Source organism: Acinetobacter sp. NIPH1876 (assembly GCF_022808535.1).
GTDB lineage: Bacteria > Pseudomonadota > Gammaproteobacteria > Pseudomonadales > Moraxellaceae > Acinetobacter > Acinetobacter higginsii.
In genome coordinates this window covers 40,712-63,596 of sequence record NZ_JALGBR010000003.1, presented here as the reverse complement: position 1 = coordinate 63,596, position 22,885 = coordinate 40,712, and the positions used below count along the sequence as shown (strand labels likewise).

The following is a 22,885-nucleotide window of genomic DNA, read 5'->3' as shown; positions in this document are numbered from 1 at the left end:
AAAATCTGCGAGGCGATTCTGACATCACACAACCAAAGAGCGTTAATGTAGCAAATTTGCATTTAACTTACATCGATTTGAATGTGTATTTCTGATCATTTTTTAGCATCACTACTTATTCATATCCAAAAAATTCATAACAAAATGAAAAAACAATCTTTTTATTTATAAAGAGAATACTGCATATTGAATAGAGATAGAAAACATAAAGAATGTATAGAGGACTGATCATGACATTACGTTTAGGCGACATCGCCCCAAATTTCCAACAACAATCAAGCCAAGGCGATATTGATTTCTATGGCTTTTTAGGGGATAGCTGGGGAATCCTTTTTTCCCATCCTGCCGACTACACCCCAGTCTGTACCACGGAACTTGGCTATACCGCAAAGCTAAAAGATGAGTTTGACAAGCGCGGAGTGAAAGCCATCGCCCTTTCAGTCGATGATGTTGAATCACATCAAGGCTGGATTCAGGACATCAACGAAACGCAGAACACCACGGTCAACTTCCCGATTATCGCGGACAAAGACCGTAAAGTTTCTGAGCTGTATGGCTTTATTCATCCAAATGCTAGTGAGACTTTAACGGTACGTTCATTGGTGATTATTGACCCGAACAAGAAAGTTCGTTTGATTATTACCTATCCTGCATCGACAGGCCGTAATTTTAATGAAGTATTGCGGGTGGTAGATTCATTACAATTAACTGACAAGCATAAAGTGGCAACCCCAGCAAACTGGCAACATGGTGAAGATGTGGTGATTGTGCCTTCATTGAAAGATGAAGAAGAAATCAAACAACGCTTCCCGAAAGGCTATAAGGCGGTCAAACCTTATTTAAGACTCACCCCCCAGCCTGAACTAGATTAAAGCGTATGCTTTAATCGTAGTGCAAGACAAACGAAGTGCGTAGCAATAAAGACGAGCAACGCTCGTTCCTGAGAAGCGGCTAAAGCTTCGCAAGAAGATGAGCAGCTATGCTGTGAATTAAAGGATTAAAGCGTATGCTTTAATCGCAGTGCAAGACAAACGAAGTACGTAGTAGAGGATAAACCCAAGCAGTAATAAAATAATATTAAATCTGAATAACATGCATCTCAGCCTATCCTCTGGATAGGCTTTTTTATATATAAGCTAAAATTGTTTTGGTATTTCTGAATCAATCGGTTATAAAAATAATTCGATCCGCTACACAATAAAAAAAGCATCATGATCTACAATATCCACCATCTACATTGCGGCAGCTTCTGCCCGACTTGTGCGCCATTATTTGGACAAAAAGGCTGGAAAGCACACCTCGTTTGTCATTGTCTATTGATTGAAACTGATCGTGGCTTAGTCTTAATTGACACAGGTCTAGGGCTTCAAGACTATTTACATACTGAACAGCGTTTAGGCCGTTTACTTAAACAGTTTGGTTCAATTGTGCCGAATTTAAAACTTACTGCCATCCAACAAATTCAACAGCTCGGCTTTAACCCCAGTGATGTAAAACATATTTTTGTGACCCATTTAGATTTTGATCATGCCGGTGGAATTTCAGACTTCCCCAATGCCACCGTACATCTCTTAGCTGCTGAATTTAATGCCACTCAATCACTCACAGCCAAAGGCAAGCTCCGTTATAAAACGGAGCAATTCAAACAACATCGCCATTGGAGCTTTGCGGAACATAGTGAAGGTGAATCTTGGTTTAATCTACAAAAAGTCAAAGGATTAGCCTTATTTCAAGAGGAAATCCTGATGATTCCACTGATTGGACATACTGCTGGGCACTGTGGGATTGCGATTAAAAAGGCTGATGGCTGGGTCCTATTCTGTGGCGATGCCTATTACACCCATTTGGAACTCAATCCAAAAAATAAACTCAGGGCTTTAGATTTCACTGAGCGCTTATTGGCTGAAAATAATCAACTGCGTTTGCAAAACCTCAAGCAGTTACAATATCTCGCTCAACATGAACCAAGCATTGAGTTAATTTGTGCGCACGATCCCGTCGAATTCAATCGTTATCAGTAATATGAAAAAAAAACTCCTTGCCCTCACCCTGATTTCTACACTCAGTGTAGGCGGATGCATGAAGCATTCAAGCCTCAATGATGAACAACGTCCAAAAAACTGGGGAACACTGATTTCACAGCAGCATAATTTTTATCAAATTAGCAATGATGTATTTCGTAGTGATCAGCCCAGCAATGAACTCATTCCAAGCTTAAAACAATATAATATTGATACGGTCATTAATCTCAGAGCCAGAAATGAAGATGCCAAAGTTTTAAAAGATCAACCGTTTAATCTTGTGCATATTCCAATTTATACATGGGCCATCAATCGTCAAGATCTATTACAAACCATGCAAGCGATTCAAACAGCCAAAGAAAAGAATCATAAAATTTTAGTGCATTGCTACCATGGTTCTGACCGTACTGGTGCAACCATTGCCATGTATCGGATTATTTTTGAAAACTGGTCAATTGAAGATGCAGTCAAAGAAATGAAACAAGGTGGATATGGCTTCCATGTGATCTGGAAAAACATTGATCATTTATTTACGCCTGAAAATGTAAAATGGATTCAAAAACAACTGTCTAATCCATCTCACTAAATATTGTAATTATTTTGGACGAAGCTCTATTTATTTAGCAAATAGAGCTTCGTAAAGGAACTGGCTTGTCCAGTCATTAGGAATCAACCTGCACAATATACTGCTCAAAATTGCATGATCACAAAGCAAGTTTTACTTCCCCTCCTAGTTTTCAAAAACTGAATGAGCCAACCAGACCTTTAAAATTTCAGAATCTCCGCCATCACTATCCGTGACCAATGAGAATACTTCCCCATCGGATCTCGACTCCAACCAAGTAATCCCTTCAACTTTAATCGCGAGCGTTTTACTTTCTTCATCTTGAATCAAATGACTGGATAACGCCTTACCATCTGGCGAGAACAGTAAAATAAAACTACCCAGCACATCACCATCGTCATAGGTATTTAATGTTTGCTCAACCGCTGCCGTGGCGACAATTAGATTTTTATCCACAAAGAAATAGGCATCAGAAATCCCACTTGCAGCCCCCTCAATCTCAGGCAAATTGAGATTAAGCGAGTTGATAAGCGCATTTTCTAACGATTTTCCGGCTTGAATTTCAGCTAAATCAAAAACTAAAACACCGTGATGGCGATTAATATTGCCACGTTGAAAGATATAGAAATGACGATGATCTGAACAGATTGCTTCTATATTCAGTTCAGCTCCACCCGTTAATTCAACACAGTTCTCTAAAAAGTGATAATCGACTGCATCCAGAAAAATGCTGATTTGATTGTTAGATGGATTATAAAGTAATGCTTGTTTTCGATTTTCGGTAGAACCTGATCCCATCACCAGTAGTTGCTGTTGCCCATCCAAGGTTATGCAACTTAGTGCTTCAAAATCAGGCTTTTTTGCTTTGCTCAATACGCTAAATGATATTTGCTCAGACGACTCAGATAACGGAACTTTTTCAAAAACTGTTGCACCATCTATATTGTTGTTTCGATTGGTTTTTAATAAGTAACGAACATCATCACCAACAAAATAAACATCGTCCCCTATACAGGCGACACCAGACAGTGCACTAACATCAGAATCTTGTGAAAAAACAAATCGTTCTAATATTCTGATCGCTGTATTCATGATCGCAAGTCCCCTATTTAATTTTAATGGAACACTCACAGCATAAATAAAGCCTGTGATGTGCTCCTGATTTGATCTAGGGGATGGTCAAGGTTTATCGTTGGTCAAGCGGAACCCAATCAATCACCCAAGCAGATTTCATATTTAAGCTTTCATCCGTTGTGATTTTCTTACGCGTGTTATCCGCAGTATCACGATCCTTGGCAGGACCAACCATAATACGGATTCCTTTAGAGGTCTGGCTGGTCGTTACCTTGTAGCCTTTAGCACGTAATTTCGACACAACAGCATCTGCATTGGCTTGGTTTGCTGCCAAAGCGACTTGTACCATCCACTTTTTATCGCCATTTTCCATCAGATCGCGTGCTTTCTCAGCCTCAGCTTTCTTCTTGCTATCTTCGTCAGCTTTACGTTTTTTCTCATCAGCAGCTTTTTTCTCTGCTTCTGCCTTACGTTTATCTTCTGCAGCTTTCTTGTCAGCTTCTGCTTTGCGTTTATCTTCAGCGGCTTTCTTATCCGCTTCTGCCTTACGCTTATCTTCAGCAGCTTTCTTATCCGCTTCTGCCTTACGTTTGTCTTCTGCTGCTTTTTTGTCAGCTTCTGCTTTACGTTTGTCTTCCGCTAACTTCTTATCAGCATCAGACTTTTGTTGATCTGCTTTCTGTTGTTCAGCGCGCTTCTTTTCATCCGATTTACGTTTTTCATCCGCAAGTCGTTGAGCCTTGGCTTTTTCATCTTCAACCAATTCTGGTGGAATATTATCCGAGCTTTCTTGAGCTGCAGTACGACGTGCATTAATCGCTGCGTATTCTTCTGCAGCTTTACGTGCTGCTGCTGCTTCGGCCTGTTGCTGCATCTTTAAGAATTCAGCTGCACGCGCTTCTTGTTCAGCCACCGCTTTTTCACGTGAACGACGCTGTTCTTCCAGCAACCGCTTTTCTGTTTCCACATCGACAGCCAATGGTTGTAATGACACCATTTCGCTGTCTTGAGCTGGCTGTGCTGTTTTCGGTTTAGACTCAGTTTTGGGAATCGGATGAGTAACTGGAGCTTGCGTGTGATCTTGCTCAATTTCATCATTGCCCTTTAACAGCAATGCAGCTAATAAAACACCACCACCGAGTAGAACAACGCCGCCCATCCAACGTTGTTTGTTATTCATCGACATTCTTCTAAATACTCCCAGACCGCTTCTAAAGTATGAAACGAACCACAGACTAAAATCAGCTGATTGTTATTACTTTGTTTCAGCACAGTTTCAAACGCTTGCTGGATACTGCCGAACTCGTATACCTGTTGCCCTTGTAATGCATCATGGATCTGTTGCATTGGTGCGGCTCTAGGCACATCTAAATTAGCAATAAACCAATCTTTTACTGTTGTTTTTAGTAAATCGGTGACAGAAGCAATGTCTTTATCTGCCAGCATTGAAAATACTGCAACAACATCTGTGTACTGTTTATTGTATTTTAAGAATTTTCGCAACTGCTTCAATAAAAATTCGACGCCATGTGCATTATGCCCAGCATCAAAAATCACGGTTTTATCTTGGATTTGTCGTATTTCAAAACGACCTTGTAAACGTGCTTGTTGAATACCTGTTGCAATCGCTGCTTGCGAAACTTCAACACCACTCACCAATATAGCGGCAACTGCGGTAGAAATATTATCGAGCGCTAGTTGTCCAACAGGAAGCTGTAAGGTTGTGCCTGAAGACGCAAACGACCAAGTTTGGCCATCATCATTCTGCTGGTAAAAATAATCTCGATTCAAGGCATATAGCTGAGCTTGGGTTTCAACCACTTTATCTTGAATGGCTTGCGGCAGTTGTTGCTGACCCGCGAAAACTACTGGAATATTCGAACGAATAATCCCTGCTTTTTCAAATGCGATTTTTTCTACGGTGTCGCCGAGCCAATCTACATGATCTAAACCAATATTGGTAATCACAGCAATATCAGGATCGATCACATTGACCACATCAAGACGACCGCCTAGGCCGACTTCAAGCACCCAAACATCACATTGTTGCTGTTTAAAAATCAAAAAAGCAGCCAAAGTGGTTGCTTCAAAAAAAGATAAACTTAAACCACATTCACGTCGTGCTTGATCAACTAAAACAAAAGCATCAACCAGACTTCGATCATCAACTTCAACACCCGCCAACTTTACCCTTTCATTAAAACGATAAATATGCGGTGATTGATACAAGCCAACTTTGTAACCTTGCGCATTTAAAATCGCAGCCAAGGTTGTGGTGGTTGAACCTTTACCATTGGTTCCAGCGACGGTAAACACCTTCGCTTCAGGTTGCATCACACCGAGCTTTTCAGCAACGGGAATGACGCGTTCTAGACCTAAATCAATGCCTGTAACATGAACATGGCCCCAATAATCGAGCCATGTTGTTAATGTGTCTGTTGAATGTGGAGCGAGTGGTTTCAAGGTAAATTCATCAGCTTAGCGACAAGTCTGTATACAGTATCACGTAATGCATGACGATGAACGATCTGATCGACCACACCATGATCAAGCAAATATTCTGCACGTTGGAACGGTTCTTCCAGTTTTTCACGTACTGTTTGTTCAATCACGCGTTTACCTGCAAAACCAATCATCGCTTTCGGTTCAGCAATATGCACATCGCCAAGCATCGCCAAGGATGCCGTTACACCACCATAAACTGGATGGGTTAATACCACCAAGTATGGAACACGCGCTTCTTTCATTTTCTGGATTGCTGCAGCAGTACGCGCCATCTGCATCAAAGACAACATGCCTTCTTGCATACGTGCACCGCCAGAAGCAGCAAAACAGATCATTGGTTGATGCAACGCGATTGCGCGTTCAGCGGCCTGTACAAAACGGTCGCCAACCACGGTACCCATTGAACCGCCCATAAAGTCGAAGTCAAATGCACACGCAACCAAGTCCAAACCTTTGAGTGAACCTTGCATAACAACAAGTGCTTCGGTTTCGCCAGTTTTGTCTTGTGCTTCACGCATACGATCTGGATAAGGTTTGCTATCCACAAATTTTAATGGGTCTTTGGCACTAAACTCCTGCCCCAACTCGCCATTCACTTGATCAAAGAACCAGTTCAAACGATCACGTGCACGCATCCGTAAGTGCTCATCACACTGAGGACACACATAGGCATTAAATGACATTGCAGTACGTGTTACCAGCGCATGGCACTCAGGACATTCAATCGTAGGCTCAGTAAAGGTCGCTTTAAATATCTGCTGTTGATCTGCAACCTGAATACCAGGGACATGACGCTCAGTCCAAGGTGTTGAAGGGTTAAGAACCTTCCCTGATGTTAACTCTTGACTCATACTAACTCATCGAGCGCAGCTCGAAGCTCCTTCACTTTATTCACCGTCTGTTGCGCAGCTTCATCCGCTGGCAATGTCGCAAAAGATTTAACGAAAGCACTTCCTACAATCACGGCATCGGCAACTTGACCCATCGCTTTTGCAGATGCAGCATCACTAATTCCGAAACCGACGCCCACGGGCACATTGGTCTTAGACTTAATTTTTGCAATACGCGCTGCTGCTTCAGAGGTATCTAAAGTTGCTGCACCTGTCACACCTTTGAGTGAAACATAGTAAACAAAGCCACTGGCCTGATTGACCACATGTTGGATACGTTGGTCGGTTGAGGTAGGTGCAAGCAAGAAGATCTGATCCATTCCATTTTGTTGAAGAACTTCACCTAATTGCTTAGACTCTTCTGGCGGTAAGTCCACCAGAAGCACACCATCAACACCGCAGTCTTTCGCATAAGCAACAAACTTTTCATAACCAATGACTTCGACAGGATTTAAATATCCCATCAATACCACTGGTGTGGTTTGGTCTTTTTCACGAAAGGCTTTCACCATATCCAATGCATCTAAGGTATTGGTTCCGCCTGCCAAAGCACGCTCAGCGGCTAAAGCAATCACAGGACCATCTGCCATTGGGTCAGAGAATGGTAGACCCAGTTCAATAACATCGACTCCTGCTTCAACCATTTGATGAAGTAATGGAACGGTTACCTGTGGATGCGGGTCACCTGCCATAACATAAGAAACAAGCGCTTTACGTTGCTGAGATTTAAGCTGTTCAAAACGAGTGGCAAGACGTGACATAGGATTATGCTTTCCTGATTTATATAAATTAAGGAGTTGTTTGTAGTCATACAAAAACACTGCATTGTAACGCTATTTTTTGTTCATTGAACAGAGTTTGACGTGAATGCGACAGTGAATCTTACTACTTACAACAGCCTTGCTACATTTATCTATATTTTGAGTTTTTTCTCAATGATCAAAGCTTCCTAATTTTGGACTGTTCGCATTGCATTTTAGAAATCAGCCAAGCTCCTTTATACTAGCCGCAATTTTTAAGTTTTCTTTTTATTTTTATGTCTGCCCACTCTCAGGAAAAAGTACAAAGCAATGCCCTTGCTTTGCTACCGCTATTGGTATTTTTGATCATCTTTCTCGGGAGTGGTCTCTATCATTCAATGATTGGGACAGAATTTGCCTTCTATCAAGTCAAAGCACCTGTTGCAGCTATTCCAGCCGTGATTTTGGCTTTGTTGTTATATAAACAAAAACTAAATGCAGCAATTGAAGAGTTTTTGCAAGGCGCCAGTCACCCCAATCTGATTCTAATGTTTATGGTGTTCATGCTGGCCGGCGCTTTTGCCAATGTCTCCAGTGCCATTGGCAGCGTCGATGCGACGGTACAGTTGGGGCTTTCACTTATTTCACCAGAATTTGTCTTACCCATGCTGTTTATCATTGCCGCGTTTATTGCAACGGCAATGGGAACATCAATGGGCACCATTGCCGCCTGTGCCCCAATTGCTTTTGGTTTTGCCCAAGCCACGGATATTGCACCTGTCTATGCCATTGGTGCCGTAGTCGGTGGTGCCATGTTTGGCGACAATCTATCTATGATCTCAGACACCACCATTGCTGCAACCCGTAGCCAGAATGTCGAACTCAGAGATAAGTTTAGAGTCAATGTCTGGATTGCACTCCCTGCGGCCATTATTACCTTGCTGGTCTATATTTCAATGAGCCATGAGGCGGAATCGATTCAATCAACCCCTTATGATCTCTGGCTGATTCTGCCTTATCTGGCTGTGTTTTTCCTCGCTTTTACCCGTCTGCATGTCTTGGCCGTGCTAATGATCGGAGTGATTTTATCAGGGCTAATGGGCTTAATTGAAAAGCCAGATTTTGACCTCCTCAAACTGAATAGTGCGATTTATGATGGCTTTGTCAGCATGTTTGAGGTGGCATTACTTTCCATGTTACTCGGTGGGTTATCCACCTTGATGCAAAAAGAAGGTGGTTTGCAGTGGTTGATCCAACGTATCTATGCCATTACACGCCTATTCAAATTCGGTAAACAACGTGCTGGTGAATTAGGGATTAGCTTTCTGGTGGTTTTCTCGAATCTCTTTGTCGCCAATAATACGGTTGCGATTATTTTATCGGGCGATATGGCGCGTGAAGTAGCAAGAGAATATGGCGTAGATCCTAAACGCAGTGCGGCTTTGCTGGATATTTTCTCGTGTGTGGTTCAAGGAATTATTCCCTACGGTGCGCAACTACTGTTGGCCTGTTCGATTGCCAAACTTTCGCCCGTTGAATTGATTGGCAATATTTATTATTGCTGGATCCTTGCAATTTGCGCAGTCCTTGCAATTGTCTTTAATTATCCACGCCTCAAAACACGTTAAATCCTGTGCAAAATACGAGACTCGGAAATGTCGTTCACAACCTGAGCAAGCCAAAGCGACTGAAGCTTTGGTGAAGCGCAAGAACGAGGAAGTGAACCTTGCGGAGCTTCAATCGCTCCTCATGTGAATGACAATGGTTTTGCCTACTTTTGCCAAAACACTTGCGAAGCTTTAAACGCTTCTCAGGTCGAACCTGAACAAAGTTGAAATATATTTCAACTAAAGTGCAAGGCGTAGTGGTTTATCCAATAATTAGGTGAGAATACAGCAAGACTCTGTTGAGAAAATTTCTATTTAAATAAGACTTACGCCCAGTGGAAAGATTCATTTAAAATCTAAAGAGACTTTAAAAACTGTTTTGGAGTAACTCCTGTCCAACGCTTAAACGCCCGCCCAAACGCACTCTGATCGGCATAATTCAGTCGCTCCGCAATCTCAGAAAAAGACTTACCTTGCTGCAAATACAGCTTGCTCTGCTCCAAACGATATTGATCCAGCACATTCTGAAAATTTAACTCATAGGCTTTAAGCTGACGTTGTAGCGTCCGTTCCGAACAATGCAAACGCTTGGCTACATAACTTTGCAACACCTCTTCCTGCTGCAATAAACCTTGCTCGATAAAGCCATGTATCTTTTGGCGAAATTGCTGCTGTTGGATTTCAAAAGAACTCACGCTATTCAATGAATGCTGCGCTTGAGTGGATAAGACTTGGTTCAGTTGCTGGTCTGCGGCAATGCTTTTTGCCTTTAAAATTTGATTGGAAAAGCGAATCGCATATTGCCCCTGCTGAATCTGAATCGGACAACCATAAAACTTTTCAAAATGATAAAGCGCGGTATGCGGTGCATAGCCAAATTGGATCATCTGCGGTGGTACTAAAGCATCTTGCACAATCGATTGTGAAATTTTAAAGATCAAGGCCAAATTTAACTCGTACATTTCCCGATAGTCACTATAGGATGCACTCCAAACAATTTGAATATATTCAGAAAATTGCTGCACATCGAGTTGTTCTAAATTGGTTTGTTTAAAGACCAGAGAATAATAGCGTTGTAATAGTTGAAGTGCTTGTTGTAGATCAATACTGGTCGATGCCAGATAGCCCATCAGCCCCAAATCTTGTAAATTGGCATGCTCGGCCAATACCAATGTAATCGGACGAGTAAAGTGTGCTTGAGCAGCCTGTAACAATAAGGCGTAGCGTTCGACATCAAAGTCACGCTCATCGGGGTTTTCCAAACAGGCTTGAAAGGCTTGCCAAAGTTCAGGTGCAACAACTTTAGACAAATCAATTTGTTCCTGTTGTAAAACACGATTAAACAGTCGTAAATATCCAATGATTATTTTAACTGACATACGCCAATCTCATCCTGATCTGTCGTTATTTGTATAAAACTTGGCTGTAACTGTCAAAACATTTCATCGGACTTTTTCCATACTGAGTGCATGAAGAAAAACAAGGAATAGTCAAGATGAATGCACATGTTTCCTATCAAGTTGATCCTGTTGTCAGAACGAAACTGGACTTCCACCTCGACCAAGCACCACGCTTCTGGTTTGGGGGTGATCCGTTCCGTACTCGTATGTTTGATGCTTTAAGCCTCACCTTCCCTGATGGCGAGCGCTACTTTATTGAATGTGTCCGTTTATTCCGTGACAAAATTGATGATCCAGACTTGCAGGAACGTGTTGCTGATTTTATCCGTCAGGAAGCACAACATGGCATTGCACATGACAAAATGAACCAAGTCATGAAAGATCAAGGCATGCCTGTAGATCAGTTCACCACGCGTTTAAAGAAAATCTTTCGCTTTGAACTCAAGAACCGTTCTCCGCAATACAACATTGCCATGACCGCAGCAGCAGAGCATTTAACCGCACTGATGGCCGATACCTTCTATAGTAAAAAAGAAACTTTGGCAGAAGCTGATCCTTTTGTCCGTGCACTTTTTGCGTGGCATGCGATTGAAGAAATGGAACATCGTGATGTGGCTTTTGATGTGATGCGTGAAGTCGGTGAAGTGCCTGAAGCCACCCGTCGCTTTGCCCTAGTGTTCACCACAGTGATGATGTTTGGCTTTACCTTGTATCGTACTGATGTGATGCTTAAAACCGATGGTTTTAATTTAAGACAACGTTTTGATATGGCACGTAAAGGTTTACCGTGGTTCTTTGGTCGTAACGGTATTTTAACAGCGAAAAGAGCACAATATAGCGACTGGTTTAAAAAGGATTTTCATCCAAATCAACATCCTGTTATTCGCCAGTATGATGTCTGGATTGATACTTTAGCTAAGACCAATGACCCAATTGCAGCAGGTGAAGCATTTTGGCAGGCAGGGCTTTAGTTCATTATTAGACATAAAGAAATCCCCTTCCAATTGAGGGGATTTTTTCTTTCACTCGCTACCACTTCGCATAATGCTGTTCTAATAAGCCATATTCATTATCTAAGGTCACTAACTCCACCTGTTCATGTGCAATCGTACCGCTGACTTTGGCTTGCCATTGATTAAACTGACTACCGATCAAACGCAGATTAATATTTTCAAAACGACACCAGCCTGTTTCCACCATCAAGTTTAAACATCCACCCAAAGAACGAATCGACCAAGTGTTTTCATTTTGCTGTTCAAATAAAACATCCGTCAGTGGATACAAACGTCCATTCACCCACAAGGCATTTTCATTACCAAAACTTTCATTAACTCCTGAAGCCAGGTTAAGGCCAATCCGACGGTCCTGCGCATCACGGAACTGACAAGACAACCAAAACCAAGCTGTTTCAGGGCGCAAAAACCCACAGGTATCATCCAAAGCAGCAAGACTATGTGCATTAAATTCAATCTGTTGTCGATCAGGGCTGATAAAGAATCCCTCAACTGCCAATGTGGTTTGCTTCTGGGTATAGGTCCAGCCATTAATCCCCGTCGGGCTACACAAACTTAAGGCATCCGTGCCCGCACAAAAAATTCGGGCTTTCAGTTGTACTTCACCATGTTTGGTCACTTGGATATAGCGCACCCCATTGGCATGTTGCATATCAAACTGATAAGCCGATTTTTTAAAATGACTTTGACTAAATAAGGGCTGTTCATCGAGTTGTGTTTTGAATGCCAAGGGTTGAATCGCATTCCACTCAATCACTTTCTTAGACTGATGATCATAGACATAGAAAAAACCATGCCCTGCCCAAGACAAATCAACAATCGCAACCCCAATACTGTAGTGCTCATGCTGCAAACCACAGAATTTAAATTTTTTATATTTAAGTTGTTTGCGCCAGCCTGTTAGCACCTGCCCAAAAGGCGTTTTATAAATATAGTCGTCCAGATTAATCCGCGAAGGGACTTGCTCAAAACGTCCGTAACGCGGTTGACCATTGGCTTGTATCAAATCCATTTTATATTCCATGATTGCTAGGTCGCATCTACGCCCATAATAGACTGTAAGTGATCAAATTTACTACTATTTTTATATAAATAACTGCAACGAAATTCACATTTTACCGGATAAATCCAAGCCCTTAATGGACTTTTTTAGCTCACAATTTCATCAAATATTCATACAGACCTTTTATTTTAAAAAACAATCTTATACCACTCGATCAAAACCATGATGACTCAACGACTATTAAAAGCAAACGTGCTCTGTCTCATGATGCTTGCTTTAACAGCTTGTAACGACAATGATGACAATAACGAGACACCGACCGTTGAACGTAAAAATCAGAATATCAACATTCTCGCCTTCAATGATTTTCACGGTAATTTAGAACCACCAAAACGTTTCATTGAAGCAGATGATCCAACTGATAACAGTAAAACCGTACGTATTCCTGTTGGTGGAGTCAGTTATTTTGCTGACGCAATTAAAAAGCTACGTGCGCAATATCCAAACAATGCAGTGGTTTCAGCAGGCGACTTGATTAGTGCTTCACCACTCACGTCCTCGTTGTTCTTGGACGAACCCACTATTGAAGCCATGAATGATATTCAGATTGATTTCAATGCCGTTGGTAATCATGAGTTTGACCGCGGGACAGATGAATTACGTCGTTTGCAAAATGGTGGCTGTCAGCAATATACCAGTGCAAAACCCTGCCAGATCAATCCAAAATTTGAGGGGGCCAAATTCAATTTCTTGGCTGCCAATGTCTCAATGAAGGCTGATCCCAAGAAAACCTTGTTCCCTGCTTATAAAGTCAAAACCTATGGTGGCATTCCAGTGGCCTTTATTGGCATGACTCTGAAAGCGACACCAAGCATCGTATCCGCGGCGGGCATCAAAGATGTCGATTTCCATGACGAAGCAGATACTGTGAATGCCTTGATTCCTGAGTTAAAAAAACAAGGGATTGAAGCGATTGTGGTGGTGGTGCATGAAGGTGTTGCACCTAGTACCAAGTTTAATAAAAAAACCTGTGATGGCCTCAGTGGCCCATTACTCGGTATCCTCGATCGCTTAGATCCTGCAGTCGATGTGGTGGTTTCTGGCCACACGCATCAGTCTTATATCTGTGACTATGCCACTAAGAATCCACAAAAACCGTTCTTACTTACTTCTGCGGGCCAATACGGCACAGCCATTACCAATATTCAGTTAGAACTGGATGGTAAAACAGGTGATGTGATTAAGAAGGATGCCAAACAAGTTCCAATTCAAAGTGAAGCTTATACTTCTGGTACAACCACAGTGAACTTGACGGATCTATACGAAAAATTTAATAAAACCCCAAGCATTGAGGCGATTCTGGATAAATATCGTCAGGCCGTCACCACCATTTCAGCCCGTGTGGTCGGTACAGCCAATGCTGTGATTAATCGTAATGCCACCGAAAGTGGTGAAAGTCCACTCGGAAACTTAATTGCTGATGCACAACAAGCCATGGCACTAACAGCAAGTAATCAAGGTTCTGACTTTACCTTGATGAACCCTGGTGGTGTCCGTGCTGATTTGTTGGTAAATAGCAGTAATCAGATCACCTTTGGTGATGTATTTACCGTTCAGCCATTCGGCAATTCAATTGTGACGCTAAGCCTAACAGGCAAACAGATTCGTGATGTGTTAGAACAGCAATGGTCAGGTGCAAACGCAGCCACAGTTCGTATCTTACAGCCATCCAAAGAGTTCAGTTATTCATATAAGAAAGACAACTCGACTTCACCACGCGCCAGCAATATCTTGGTTGCAGGACAATCGCTGAATGATAGTAAGGTTTATCGTGTGACGGTCAACAGTTTCCTTGCTGATGGTGGTGATAACTTCACGGTATTAAAAGAAGGTAAAAATCCAGTCGGTGGCGGACAAGATATCGATGCCTTAGAAAAATATGTGGTGCAATACTCACCGCTGAATGCACCGAAAACCGATCGAATTAAATTGATTCCTTAACTACATACGCAATAAAAAAACAGGGAAGCAATTGCTTCCCTGTTTTCATTTTATCTGTCGATTAATCCAAGGTCAGATAAGTATTTTCCCAAATTGTTGGGCTAAACTCACCTTGAACTAAATGGATATAACGCCCTGCAACATGATCAATTGGAATACAATCATCGACATCCACCACACGATCGGTATGCGGTTTATGCCAATCTTGTTCGATAAATTGTTTACCCAACTGTTTTGCAATCACAGCATCTGGTGCAAGCACCAAATGATAGCTATGTAATTCACCAAAAGTATTCAGTGAATATCCACCTAAGTTGATCAAATATAATTTTTCATCCAAAGCCGACGGTGCGGCATCGGAAAACTGAATTTGATAATTCACACCTTGTGATTGAACACCTGAAATCTGTGCCCAAGCATCGATATGTAAGCCTTTCGACTCACCAAACCAAGCTTGTTTGAGCTGAGGTATGACTTCAGACAATGATTCACCTATTGCCATTACCACATCATGGACTTCGGTATTGGCTCTAGCATGTCGGCCACCCAACATCACCATAAACAAACTTGGCATTGTAAAAACTTACATCTCGACCATTTCAACGCCATCAATACGCGCAACCGTCATCAAGTCTTTATCACCACGGCCTGAAACCGTTGCAATAATGATTTGATCTTTCGACATGGTTGGCGCGAGTTTCGTGACATAAGCCATCGCATGTGAACTTTCAAGCGCAGGAATAATGCCTTCAATCTTGGTGAGATCACGGAAACCTTGTAAGGCTTCATCATCATTGATTGGCACATATTCCACACGGTTCATGTCTTTTAAGAAACTATGCTCAGGACCAACACCTGGATAGTCCAGACCCGCTGAAATACTATGTGTTTCAATGATCTGACCTTGCTCATCAGACATCAAATAGGTACGGTTGCCATGTAACACCCCCACATGGCCTGCATTTAATGGCGCAGAGTGTTTACCTGTTTCGATGCCATAACCTGCAGCTTCAACACCGTACATTTTCACGTCTTGATCATTCAGGAATGGATAGAACAAGCCCATCGCATTTGAACCACCACCTACACAAGCCACAAGAGCATCAGGTAAACGCCCTGCTTGTTGCTGGATTTGTTGACGCGCTTCACGACCAATAATTGACTGGAAATCGCGAACAAGCTGCGGATATGGATGTGGGCCAGCCACCGTACCAATCACATAATAGGTGCTATCCACATTGGTGACCCAATCACGCATTGCTTCGTTCATGGCATCTTTCAAAGTTTTTGAACCGCTTTGTACTGGCACCACCGTTGCACCCAACAAACGCATACGGTAGACATTCATAGCCTGACGTTTCACGTCTTCAGCACCCATGTACACCACGCATTCCATGCCTAAACGTGCTGCAATGGTTGCGGTCGCCACACCATGCTGACCCGCGCCTGTTTCCGCAATAATACGCTTTTTACCCGACAGCTTTGCCAATAAAGCCTGACCAATGGTGTTATTGACCTTGTGCGATCCAGTATGATTCAAGTCTTCACGTTTCAGGTAAATTTGCGCACCGCCGAGGTGCTGAGACCATCGCTCAGCATAATAAAGTGGACTAGGACGACCAACATAGAACGCAAGATCACGGTCAAACTCTGCTAGAAACTGTGCATCATTCTTCATACGACCATAAAGACTTTCGAGGTCTTCAAGTGCAGCCATCAGCGTTTCTGATACAAAACGTCCACCATGAATACCGAAATGCCCTTGCGCATCTGGAAACTGGGTGTAGTCAATCACGTTATTTTGCTGATCCACGTTGGACTCCTTGCATAAATTTTTCAATCAGTTGTTGGTCTTTTATACCTTTTGCGGACTCGACGCCTCCGCTGACATCTACAGCAAATGCCGCTGTAGTATCAATAGCTTCACTGACATTTTCAGGGGTCAAACCACCTGCCAAAATGAGTGGAATATCTAGTTGGGGAAATTGGGTCCAGTCAAAACTATGCCCTGTGCCGCCTTTCAATTCAGGATGCCATGCATCTAACAAGACTGCACTGGCTCCCGCTGCTTGATAGCGCTTGATTTCAGCCACAACATCTAAATCAGGTTTGACTTGAATGGCCTTATACCAACGGCGTTTACAGTGTGTTGCAATTAATTGACATTGTTCTGGTGTTTCATCGCCATGTAGTTGTAATACATCTAAAGGAACGGAATCAAGCACCGTTTGGATTTCTTCAGCACTGGCATTTACAAATAAGCCGACCAACTGCACATACGGGGGTACCAGCTTTGCCAAAGTTTGGGCTTGCTCAATACTAACATGTCGTGGACTGGGTGGAAAAAACACAAAACCAATCGCATCTGCCCCTGCTTCTACAACGGCGTGGATATCTTGTGCTCGGGTAATTCCACAAATCTTGGCGCGGGTTCGCATTTGGCTTTGGCGCATGAGCTGTCCAATTAAAACTGAATATTTTTGAAACTCTCGCATTGTAATGCAATTTGACTTGCTTTGGGCAAAGTTCATTCGGAAATGCAATTGTTTAAAAAACGTTAACACTTTATACTTTGCGTAATCTTGCAACAAGTCTAAAGCAAATTCTTTTGTTTATAGGGAAGTTGGTGTAAGTCCAACACTGCCCTCGCAACGGTAACACCGAATCACTCATCTCAGCTCAACGCCAAATCACTGCATCGGTATGATGTGGGAAGATGATGAGTAACATCATTCATTTGATGATTATAGTGAAGTCCGGAGACCTGCTTGTTGTTTATTTCCACATTATCATTCACGATGGGTGAATGTCTGGAGCGACATCATGTCTACTGTTTTTCAACCGACTCGTTTAGTTGGTGCTATCGCTATTGCGATGGGGTTTTCTTCACCTGCTTTTGCTCAAGATCAATCCAGCGATAAAACTGCGACGCTAGATACGATTGTTGTGACAGCATCTCGTTCTGAGGAAAAATTAAAGAATGTTCCTGCACGTCTAACTGTAATTGATCAAAAGACAATTGAACAAAATCCTTTATTAAATATATCTGATGTGATTCAACGTGATCCATCGGTATATATCAAACAAAGTGGTGGCTTAGGACAAATTTCTGAGATTTCACTTCGTGGCACCAAATCAGTTCACACACTCGTTCTTAAAGATGGTGCTCGCCTAAATAGTCAAAATGAACTTGGCCCACTATATCCAGCTTTTTTAGATACAACCGATGTTCAACAAGTTGAAATCTTAAAGGGACCTGCATCTGTACAATATGGTAGTGATGCAATTGGCGGTGTTGTTCAGTTAATTTCAAAAAAACCTGAAAAAACAGGGGCAGATTTAACAGGTATTTATGGGGAAAATAATACTTATAAAACGATTGCCAATGCCAATTTAGTTACTGATCAAGGTTTTTATGCACAAGTAGGTGGCCAACGCTTAGAAAGCGATGGCACTCGTATCTTTGAAAGCCAAGCTAAAAATGAAAAAGCAAGTTATGACCAAAAAGGCTATCATGCCAAAGTCGGTTTTTATCAAGAAAATACCATAGATGCTTCTGCATCGATTAGTGAAAATAAGGGAACTAATATTTTCAGTAATGACTATATTACCAATACAGCACAGCGTTTATTTGAAAATCGCGTCATTAATGCCAAAGTTTCCTACAATATTTTGCCTGATTTAATCGTCAACGCACGTTATTCAAATGCTCAAGACAAGCAAAATGTACCCGCTTATGGCTCGCATTATGACACTGAAAATAACGAAGGTGATTTAAACCTAAAATGGAAATTCACACCAAATCAAAACGTCTTAATTGGTGCAACCTACACGGATGCAAATTATAAAACCAACACAATTCTGAAAGGTGATCAGAGTGTTGATAGCACAGGCTATTACCTACAACATCAATTTAAAAATGAACAATTTGATACGCAAGTGGGTGTTCGTTTAGAAGACAATGAACGTTTTGGCGATCATACAGTTGGACAAGCTGCAATTCGTTATCATTTCTTACCTAATGCAAGTGTTTATGCAAATATTGGTAGCGCATTCCGCGCACCAACACTAAATGAACTCTATTCACAATGGGGTGGCAACGAAAACCTTGCCCCAGAAGAAAGCACTTCTTATGAAATCGGTTCTGATTACGATATCACACCGAATATCAGTACTAATCTTTCTGTTTATCATACAAAGATTAAAAACCTCATTACCTATAATGCCGGTACAAATAAAAATGTAGCGAAAGCAAATTTCACAGGTGGCGAAGCTGGTATCAAATGGCATCAAGATGATTTATTTTTATCAACACAATATGCTTACGTAAGAACAGAAAATGAAGCGACTGATCTAGAAATTGCTTATCGCCCACGTCAAACCTTAACAGTCAGTACAGGGTTAGAAAATGCAACTTATGGGATCAGTGCCTCAGTAATCGCACGTGCTAAATCTTATGCAGACTCGGCAAATACGACTCGAGTACCTGGTTATGCAACCGTAGATTTAAATGCTTATTGGAATATCAATCCAAATGTGAAGGTATTTACTAACATTCAAAACGTAGGCGATGTTGAGTATCGTGAGGTATTAAACACCTATCCTTCGAATGATTGGTACATTAATACAGGTCGCCTAGCTTCTGCGGGTGTCACATTCCGTTATTAATCGCGTGATAAAATAATAAAAAATATTTTCTTAACTCCAGTTTCGGGGTAATGTTCTGACCGACATTATCCCCTTTTTATTTTTAGGATCAGAGAAACAGAACTATGGGACATCGTTTAAGTAAAATCTATACCCGTACAGGGGATTCAGGTACAACTGGTCTTGGGGATGGTTCTCGCGTTGCCAAAGATGATTTGCGCATCGCAGCTTTAGGTGATGTTGATGAACTCAATGCAACCATTGGCGTGCTTCGCGCACAAATCAGTGCCAGCCAAGTTGAAAATAAACTACACTGGGATAAAAGCTTAAGCCTGATTCAACATTGGTTGTTCGATCTAGGTGGCGAAGTGTGTATTCCAAATTACCACCTGCTTCAACCTGTATGCATCGAGTTCCTCGAAAAAGAAATCGATCACATGAATGAATCACTGCCGATGTTAAAAGATTTTATTTTGCCATCAGGTACTTTAGCTTGTAGTTATGCACATCAAGCTCGCGCAGTGTGCCGTCGTGCAGAACGTGCGCTATTATCAGTACATCATCGTGACCAAAATATTCAGGCAACCGCATTACAATTACTGAATCGCTTATCAGACTGGTTATTTGTTGCCTCGCGTGCCTTACAACGTGCTGAAGGTGGGAACGAAGTGTTGTGGCAAAAGAATATTAATGACAGTATCGATCAAGCATAATCATTTGTTGGGTAGATAAAGATGCGAATTATTGGTCATCGTGGTGCGCGTGGCGAAGCGCCTGAAAACACCTTAGGTGGATTCCGCTATCTGCATGATTTAGGTGTACGTGCCGTTGAATTTGATGTGCGCCAACTGAAAGATGACCACTTGGTGGTGATTCATGATGATGATTTTGTCCGTACTGCAGGTCGTTCACAACAGGTAGAAAACTGTAGCTTAGTAGAAGCCCAACAATTCGATCACCGCCATCAATGGCAGGCATGGGCATTTGAAGAATACACACCAAGCCTACCGCATGTTTTGGATTGTTTAACCGATTTTGAGCATATCGAAGTTGAAATTAAGGCCGTTGCAGATGAAACTGCGGCTGAGCGTTTGGTCTATCAACTGCATCAAGATTTAAAAGGTTTTGAAGCAACCGCGACCATTACCAGTTTTGATGTCAAAATCTTGGCAGTATTGCAGCAACATCAGAGCCATTTTAAACGCGGGCTGTTGGTGGAAATTCCCATCGGGGAATATGCAATCGAACTGGCACAGCAATATGGCTGCGGTCAAATTGGCTGGGGAGATGCCTTAGCAACAGATGAGATTATTCAACGGACCCAACAGGCCAATCTTGAAATTAGTGTCTGGACAGTGAATGAAGTTGAACGTGCCAAACATCTTCAGCAATTGGGCATTCAAGGTTTGATTACCGATGTACCCACCACGATGTTGCAGCATTTGAAGTAAGCAAAAGGCGGAATAAATTCCGCCTTTTTTATTTTATTATTTACGTTGCGCCTGAATAAGACGTTGCCCTTTAGCATCTAATAAATATAAGTTTGCCCCATCCAATTGAAAACGCTCAATCCGCTGAATTGCATCCATCAAGTCGGCCTCTTGTGCTAGAGCACGATTACAACTCTGATGTTGTGCCATTACATCAAAATCCAATTTACGCTGGGTGAAATCATATTTATAACGACCATAAATATTGTTGCACCCAGTATGCCCTGTCACCATTTTTGAAACAGAGTTAAGCAAGAAGCTTGGATATTGGTTAAAGAACAGTGCTCGCTTGCCCTGAATCGTTGTAATCTGCCATTCGATATCCTGAACACCATCTGTACTCTTACGTACTTGCATTGCTGGTGGCTGAGTTACTCGCTTGGGCTGCAAGGTGTTTTTTTGCACAGGTTTGGGCTGGCTTTGGCATGCTGCAAGCATGACTGCAGCAGAGAATATTAAAGTTTTGTTAAAAAATGCCTTCAAAGAAAAAATGGGATTTTTCATGGTAATTTGCTCAGACATTGATTTATTTCACCTTTTAATTCATTGATTAATTTTACAAATGAATTCTGTTACTGTTCTTTCGATACAACTGTAGAATAATGCTAGTGCTAATTGATTTGGACATGCTAATATCAGTGATAAAATAGCAATATATCGTCATGATTGGTTTTGCTATCTCGTTTAGTTTTATTATCTTGTGCAAACAAGGTTTTTAGGAGCGCTGACGGATATGACTTCCGCCCCACTCAAAAAAGCACCCATTAACTGGACTGCTAGCATTACCTTAATTGGAACACCAATTCTTGCTGCTATATTAATTCCTTTGTACGCCTATTATTATGATTTTAGTGTAAGTGCATGGGTGAGTATGATTTTCCTATTGGCACTCAGTAGCCTAGGAATTACAGCAGGTTATCACCGTCTATGGGCACATCGTGCTTATGAGGCAGCATTACCGCTTAAAATCTTACTCATGATTGGCGGCACCTTTGCTGTTCAAAACAGTATTTTATTCTGGGCTTCAGGTCACCGTACCCATCACCGCCATGTCGATGATGTTGATGAAGATCCGTATTCAATCAAACGTGGCTTTTGGTATGCCCATTTAGGTTGGATGATTCGCGATCACTCCCCATCTAAACCAGATTTTAAAAATGCACCAGATTTGCTCAATGACAAATTGGTGATGTTCCAACACAATTACTATGTGCCAATGGTCATCGCAGTTCACGTTGGTGTATTAGGCTTGATTGGTTGGGCGACAGGCGATATTTGGGGTGTAATTTTACTCGGTGGTTTATTACGTTTGATCATCAGCCATCATGTCACCTTCTTTATCAACTCACTATGTCATATGTGGGGCAAACGTCCTTATACCGATGAAAATACGGCGCGTGACAACTTTGTTCTGGCTATTTTCACTTGGGGTGAGGGTTATCATAACTACCACCACATTTTCCAATACGATTACCGTAATGGTGTGAAATGGTGGCAATATGACCCAACCAAATGGTTGATTTGGACCAGTTCTAAACTTGGTTTAGCAAAAAACTTACGTCGTATTCCTAGCTTTAATATCAAAAAAGCAGAGCTTGCGATGAAGTTCAAATATGCGGAACGTGACTTGGCGATTTATGGTCATGATGTGAATACTGACATCGTGCAAATGAAACAACGTATCGCGCAAGAATATGAAGCTTTCACCCATACTTTAAATGATTGGGCTAAGCTGAAAGAACAAGAACTTCAAGCGAAAAAAGCAGCGATGGCTGAGAAAATTCATCAGATGGATCACAAACTGAAAGTTGATTTCCAATTGCTTGAACACCGCTTAAGTCACCATCGTGAATGTTTAGAAACCTTGATGCGTAATATCAAAAAAGCGCCAGTTTCTGAATAAATGATCGATAACTAAAATGGTCTCAA

The 22,885-nt window shown here is 41.8% G+C and carries 21 protein-coding genes and 1 riboswitch; of the genes, 10 read left to right on the top strand and 11 right to left on the bottom strand.

Annotation, left to right across the window (positions count from 1 at the left end):
* Positions 1-230 precede the first annotated feature (230 nt).
* From MN869_RS04185 to MN869_RS04175, 3 genes are all read left to right on the top strand, one after another.
* Positions 231-872 carry a peroxiredoxin gene (locus MN869_RS04185; protein ID WP_241304698.1) on the top strand — a complete coding sequence of 214 codons (642 nt, stop codon included), beginning with the start codon at positions 231-233 and terminating at the stop codon, positions 870-872.
* A 339-nt stretch (positions 873-1,211) separates the two neighbouring features.
* A complete protein-coding gene (locus MN869_RS04180; protein WP_171550196.1) occupies positions 1,212-2,021 on the top strand; it encodes an MBL fold metallo-hydrolase in 810 nt (269 codons plus the stop codon).
* 1 nt (position 2,022) lies between these two features.
* Positions 2,023-2,607, top strand: coding sequence for a dual specificity protein phosphatase family protein (locus MN869_RS04175; protein ID WP_241304697.1), 585 nt, complete (start codon positions 2,023-2,025; stop codon positions 2,605-2,607).
* Between the two features lie 144 nt (positions 2,608-2,751).
* On the opposite strand, the gene MN869_RS04170 is transcribed toward MN869_RS04175, so the two are convergent.
* From MN869_RS04170 to trpA, 5 genes are all read right to left on the bottom strand, one after another.
* On the bottom strand, positions 2,752-3,678 hold the full coding sequence (locus MN869_RS04170) for a hypothetical protein (RefSeq protein WP_241304696.1): 927 nt from the start codon (positions 3,676-3,678) through the stop codon (positions 2,752-2,754).
* 94 nt (positions 3,679-3,772) lie between these two features.
* Positions 3,773-4,846, bottom strand: coding sequence for an SPOR domain-containing protein (locus MN869_RS04165; RefSeq protein ID WP_241304695.1), 1,074 nt, complete (start codon positions 4,844-4,846; stop codon positions 3,773-3,775).
* On the bottom strand, positions 4,837-6,123 hold the full coding sequence (folC, locus tag MN869_RS04160) for a bifunctional tetrahydrofolate synthase/dihydrofolate synthase (RefSeq protein WP_241304694.1): 1,287 nt from the start codon (positions 6,121-6,123) through the stop codon (positions 4,837-4,839). The genes MN869_RS04165 and folC overlap by 10 nt, the downstream gene beginning before the upstream one ends.
* Positions 6,120-7,016, bottom strand: a complete 897-nt coding sequence (accD, locus tag MN869_RS04155) for an acetyl-CoA carboxylase, carboxyltransferase subunit beta (protein ID WP_005192992.1) — start codon at positions 7,014-7,016, stop codon at positions 6,120-6,122. The genes folC and accD overlap by 4 nt, the downstream gene beginning before the upstream one ends.
* Complete coding sequence (gene trpA, locus MN869_RS04150) at positions 7,013-7,816, bottom strand: tryptophan synthase subunit alpha (protein WP_005192993.1); 804 nt, start codon at positions 7,814-7,816, stop codon at positions 7,013-7,015. The genes accD and trpA overlap by 4 nt, the downstream gene beginning before the upstream one ends.
* A gap of 275 nt (positions 7,817-8,091) precedes the next feature.
* On the opposite strand from trpA, the gene MN869_RS04145 reads away from it, so the two are divergent.
* On the top strand, positions 8,092-9,423 hold the full coding sequence (locus MN869_RS04145; protein WP_241304693.1) for a Na+/H+ antiporter NhaC family protein: 1,332 nt from the start codon (positions 8,092-8,094) through the stop codon (positions 9,421-9,423).
* 335 nt (positions 9,424-9,758) lie between these two features.
* On the opposite strand, the gene MN869_RS04140 is transcribed toward MN869_RS04145, so the two are convergent.
* Positions 9,759-10,781 carry an AraC family transcriptional regulator gene (locus MN869_RS04140; protein ID WP_241304692.1) on the bottom strand — a complete coding sequence of 341 codons (1,023 nt, stop codon included), beginning with the start codon at positions 10,779-10,781 and terminating at the stop codon, positions 9,759-9,761.
* Between the two features lie 116 nt (positions 10,782-10,897).
* Here MN869_RS04140 and MN869_RS04135 point away from each other — a divergent pair, with 116 nt between their 5' ends.
* On the top strand, positions 10,898-11,773 hold the full coding sequence (locus MN869_RS04135) for a metal-dependent hydrolase (protein ID WP_005206151.1): 876 nt from the start codon (positions 10,898-10,900) through the stop codon (positions 11,771-11,773).
* Positions 11,774-11,831: 58 nt separating this feature from the next.
* On the opposite strand, the gene MN869_RS04130 is transcribed toward MN869_RS04135, so the two are convergent.
* Entirely contained in the window at positions 11,832-12,827 is a 996-nt protein-coding gene (locus MN869_RS04130) for a DUF2804 domain-containing protein (protein ID WP_241304691.1), read from the bottom strand.
* A 216-nt stretch (positions 12,828-13,043) separates the two neighbouring features.
* On the opposite strand from MN869_RS04130, the gene MN869_RS04125 reads away from it, so the two are divergent.
* Complete coding sequence (locus tag MN869_RS04125; RefSeq protein ID WP_241304783.1) at positions 13,044-14,819, top strand: bifunctional metallophosphatase/5'-nucleotidase; 1,776 nt, start codon at positions 13,044-13,046, stop codon at positions 14,817-14,819.
* A 61-nt stretch (positions 14,820-14,880) separates the two neighbouring features.
* On the opposite strand, the gene MN869_RS04120 is transcribed toward MN869_RS04125, so the two are convergent.
* The 3 genes from MN869_RS04120 to MN869_RS04110 are packed head-to-tail and all read right to left on the bottom strand — an operon-like array spanning position 14,881 to position 17,272.
* Positions 14,881-15,393 carry a DUF1543 domain-containing protein gene (locus MN869_RS04120; RefSeq protein WP_033133867.1) on the bottom strand — a complete coding sequence of 171 codons (513 nt, stop codon included), beginning with the start codon at positions 15,391-15,393 and terminating at the stop codon, positions 14,881-14,883.
* 9 nt (positions 15,394-15,402) lie between these two features.
* Complete coding sequence (gene trpB, locus MN869_RS04115; RefSeq protein ID WP_065343939.1) at positions 15,403-16,632, bottom strand: tryptophan synthase subunit beta; 1,230 nt, start codon at positions 16,630-16,632, stop codon at positions 15,403-15,405.
* Entirely contained in the window at positions 16,616-17,272 is a 657-nt protein-coding gene (locus MN869_RS04110) for a phosphoribosylanthranilate isomerase (RefSeq protein WP_241287200.1), read from the bottom strand. Before MN869_RS04110 ends, trpB begins: the two co-directional genes overlap by 17 nt.
* Before the next feature lie 119 nt (positions 17,273-17,391).
* Positions 17,392-17,606, top strand: a riboswitch (cobalamin riboswitch).
* A 36-nt stretch (positions 17,607-17,642) separates the two neighbouring features.
* Between MN869_RS04110 and MN869_RS04105 the strand changes: the two genes are divergently transcribed.
* The 3 genes from MN869_RS04105 (at position 17,643) to MN869_RS04095 (ending at position 20,917) form a co-directional block, all read left to right on the top strand.
* Positions 17,643-19,487, top strand: a complete 1,845-nt coding sequence (locus MN869_RS04105) for a TonB-dependent receptor (protein ID WP_005322434.1) — start codon at positions 17,643-17,645, stop codon at positions 19,485-19,487.
* Positions 19,488-19,591: 104 nt separating this feature from the next.
* Positions 19,592-20,179, top strand: a complete 588-nt coding sequence (locus MN869_RS04100; protein WP_241304690.1) for a cob(I)yrinic acid a,c-diamide adenosyltransferase — start codon at positions 19,592-19,594, stop codon at positions 20,177-20,179.
* A gap of 21 nt (positions 20,180-20,200) precedes the next feature.
* On the top strand, positions 20,201-20,917 hold the full coding sequence (locus MN869_RS04095) for a glycerophosphodiester phosphodiesterase (RefSeq protein WP_241304689.1): 717 nt from the start codon (positions 20,201-20,203) through the stop codon (positions 20,915-20,917).
* A 36-nt stretch (positions 20,918-20,953) separates the two neighbouring features.
* Here MN869_RS04095 and MN869_RS04090 read toward each other — a convergent pair whose 3' ends face one another.
* Positions 20,954-21,478, bottom strand: a complete 525-nt coding sequence (locus MN869_RS04090; RefSeq protein ID WP_241304688.1) for an META domain-containing protein — start codon at positions 21,476-21,478, stop codon at positions 20,954-20,956.
* Positions 21,479-21,689: 211 nt separating this feature from the next.
* Here MN869_RS04090 and MN869_RS04085 point away from each other — a divergent pair, with 211 nt between their 5' ends.
* Positions 21,690-22,859 (top strand): acyl-CoA desaturase, encoded by a 1,170-nt coding sequence (locus tag MN869_RS04085; RefSeq protein ID WP_005193015.1) that lies wholly within the window; start codon positions 21,690-21,692, stop codon positions 22,857-22,859.
* Positions 22,860-22,885 lie beyond the last annotated feature (26 nt).

Excerpts from the sequence above, each read along its gene's own strand:
- MN869_RS04185 (WP_241304698.1), top strand. The coding sequence starts at position 231 with ATGACATTACGTTTAGGCGACATCGCCCCAAATTTCCAACAACAATCA.
- MN869_RS04180 (WP_171550196.1), top strand. The coding sequence starts at position 1,212 with ATGATCTACAATATCCACCATCTACATTGCGGCAGCTTCTGCCCGACT.
- MN869_RS04175 (WP_241304697.1), top strand. The coding sequence starts at position 2,023 with ATGAAAAAAAAACTCCTTGCCCTCACCCTGATTTCTACACTCAGTGTA.
- MN869_RS04170 (WP_241304696.1), bottom strand. The coding sequence starts at position 3,678 with ATGAATACAGCGATCAGAATATTAGAACGATTTGTTTTTTCACAAGAT.
- MN869_RS04165 (WP_241304695.1), bottom strand. The coding sequence starts at position 4,846 with ATGTCGATGAATAACAAACAACGTTGGATGGGCGGCGTTGTTCTACTC.
- accD (WP_005192992.1), bottom strand. The coding sequence starts at position 7,016 with ATGAGTCAAGAGTTAACATCAGGGAAGGTTCTTAACCCTTCAACACCT.
- trpA (WP_005192993.1), bottom strand. The coding sequence starts at position 7,816 with ATGTCACGTCTTGCCACTCGTTTTGAACAGCTTAAATCTCAGCAACGT.
- MN869_RS04145 (WP_241304693.1), top strand. The coding sequence starts at position 8,092 with ATGTCTGCCCACTCTCAGGAAAAAGTACAAAGCAATGCCCTTGCTTTG.
- MN869_RS04140 (WP_241304692.1), bottom strand. The coding sequence starts at position 10,781 with ATGTCAGTTAAAATAATCATTGGATATTTACGACTGTTTAATCGTGTT.
- MN869_RS04135 (WP_005206151.1), top strand. The coding sequence starts at position 10,898 with ATGAATGCACATGTTTCCTATCAAGTTGATCCTGTTGTCAGAACGAAA.
- MN869_RS04130 (WP_241304691.1), bottom strand. The coding sequence starts at position 12,827 with ATGGATTTGATACAAGCCAATGGTCAACCGCGTTACGGACGTTTTGAG.
- MN869_RS04125 (WP_241304783.1), top strand. The coding sequence starts at position 13,044 with ATGACTCAACGACTATTAAAAGCAAACGTGCTCTGTCTCATGATGCTT.
- MN869_RS04120 (WP_033133867.1), bottom strand. The coding sequence starts at position 15,393 with ATGCCAAGTTTGTTTATGGTGATGTTGGGTGGCCGACATGCTAGAGCC.
- MN869_RS04110 (WP_241287200.1), bottom strand. The coding sequence starts at position 17,272 with ATGCGCCAAAGCCAAATGCGAACCCGCGCCAAGATTTGTGGAATTACC.
- MN869_RS04105 (WP_005322434.1), top strand. The coding sequence starts at position 17,643 with ATGTCTACTGTTTTTCAACCGACTCGTTTAGTTGGTGCTATCGCTATT.
- MN869_RS04100 (WP_241304690.1), top strand. The coding sequence starts at position 19,592 with ATGGGACATCGTTTAAGTAAAATCTATACCCGTACAGGGGATTCAGGT.
- MN869_RS04095 (WP_241304689.1), top strand. The coding sequence starts at position 20,201 with ATGCGAATTATTGGTCATCGTGGTGCGCGTGGCGAAGCGCCTGAAAAC.
- MN869_RS04090 (WP_241304688.1), bottom strand. The coding sequence starts at position 21,478 with ATGTCTGAGCAAATTACCATGAAAAATCCCATTTTTTCTTTGAAGGCA.
- MN869_RS04085 (WP_005193015.1), top strand. The coding sequence starts at position 21,690 with ATGACTTCCGCCCCACTCAAAAAAGCACCCATTAACTGGACTGCTAGC.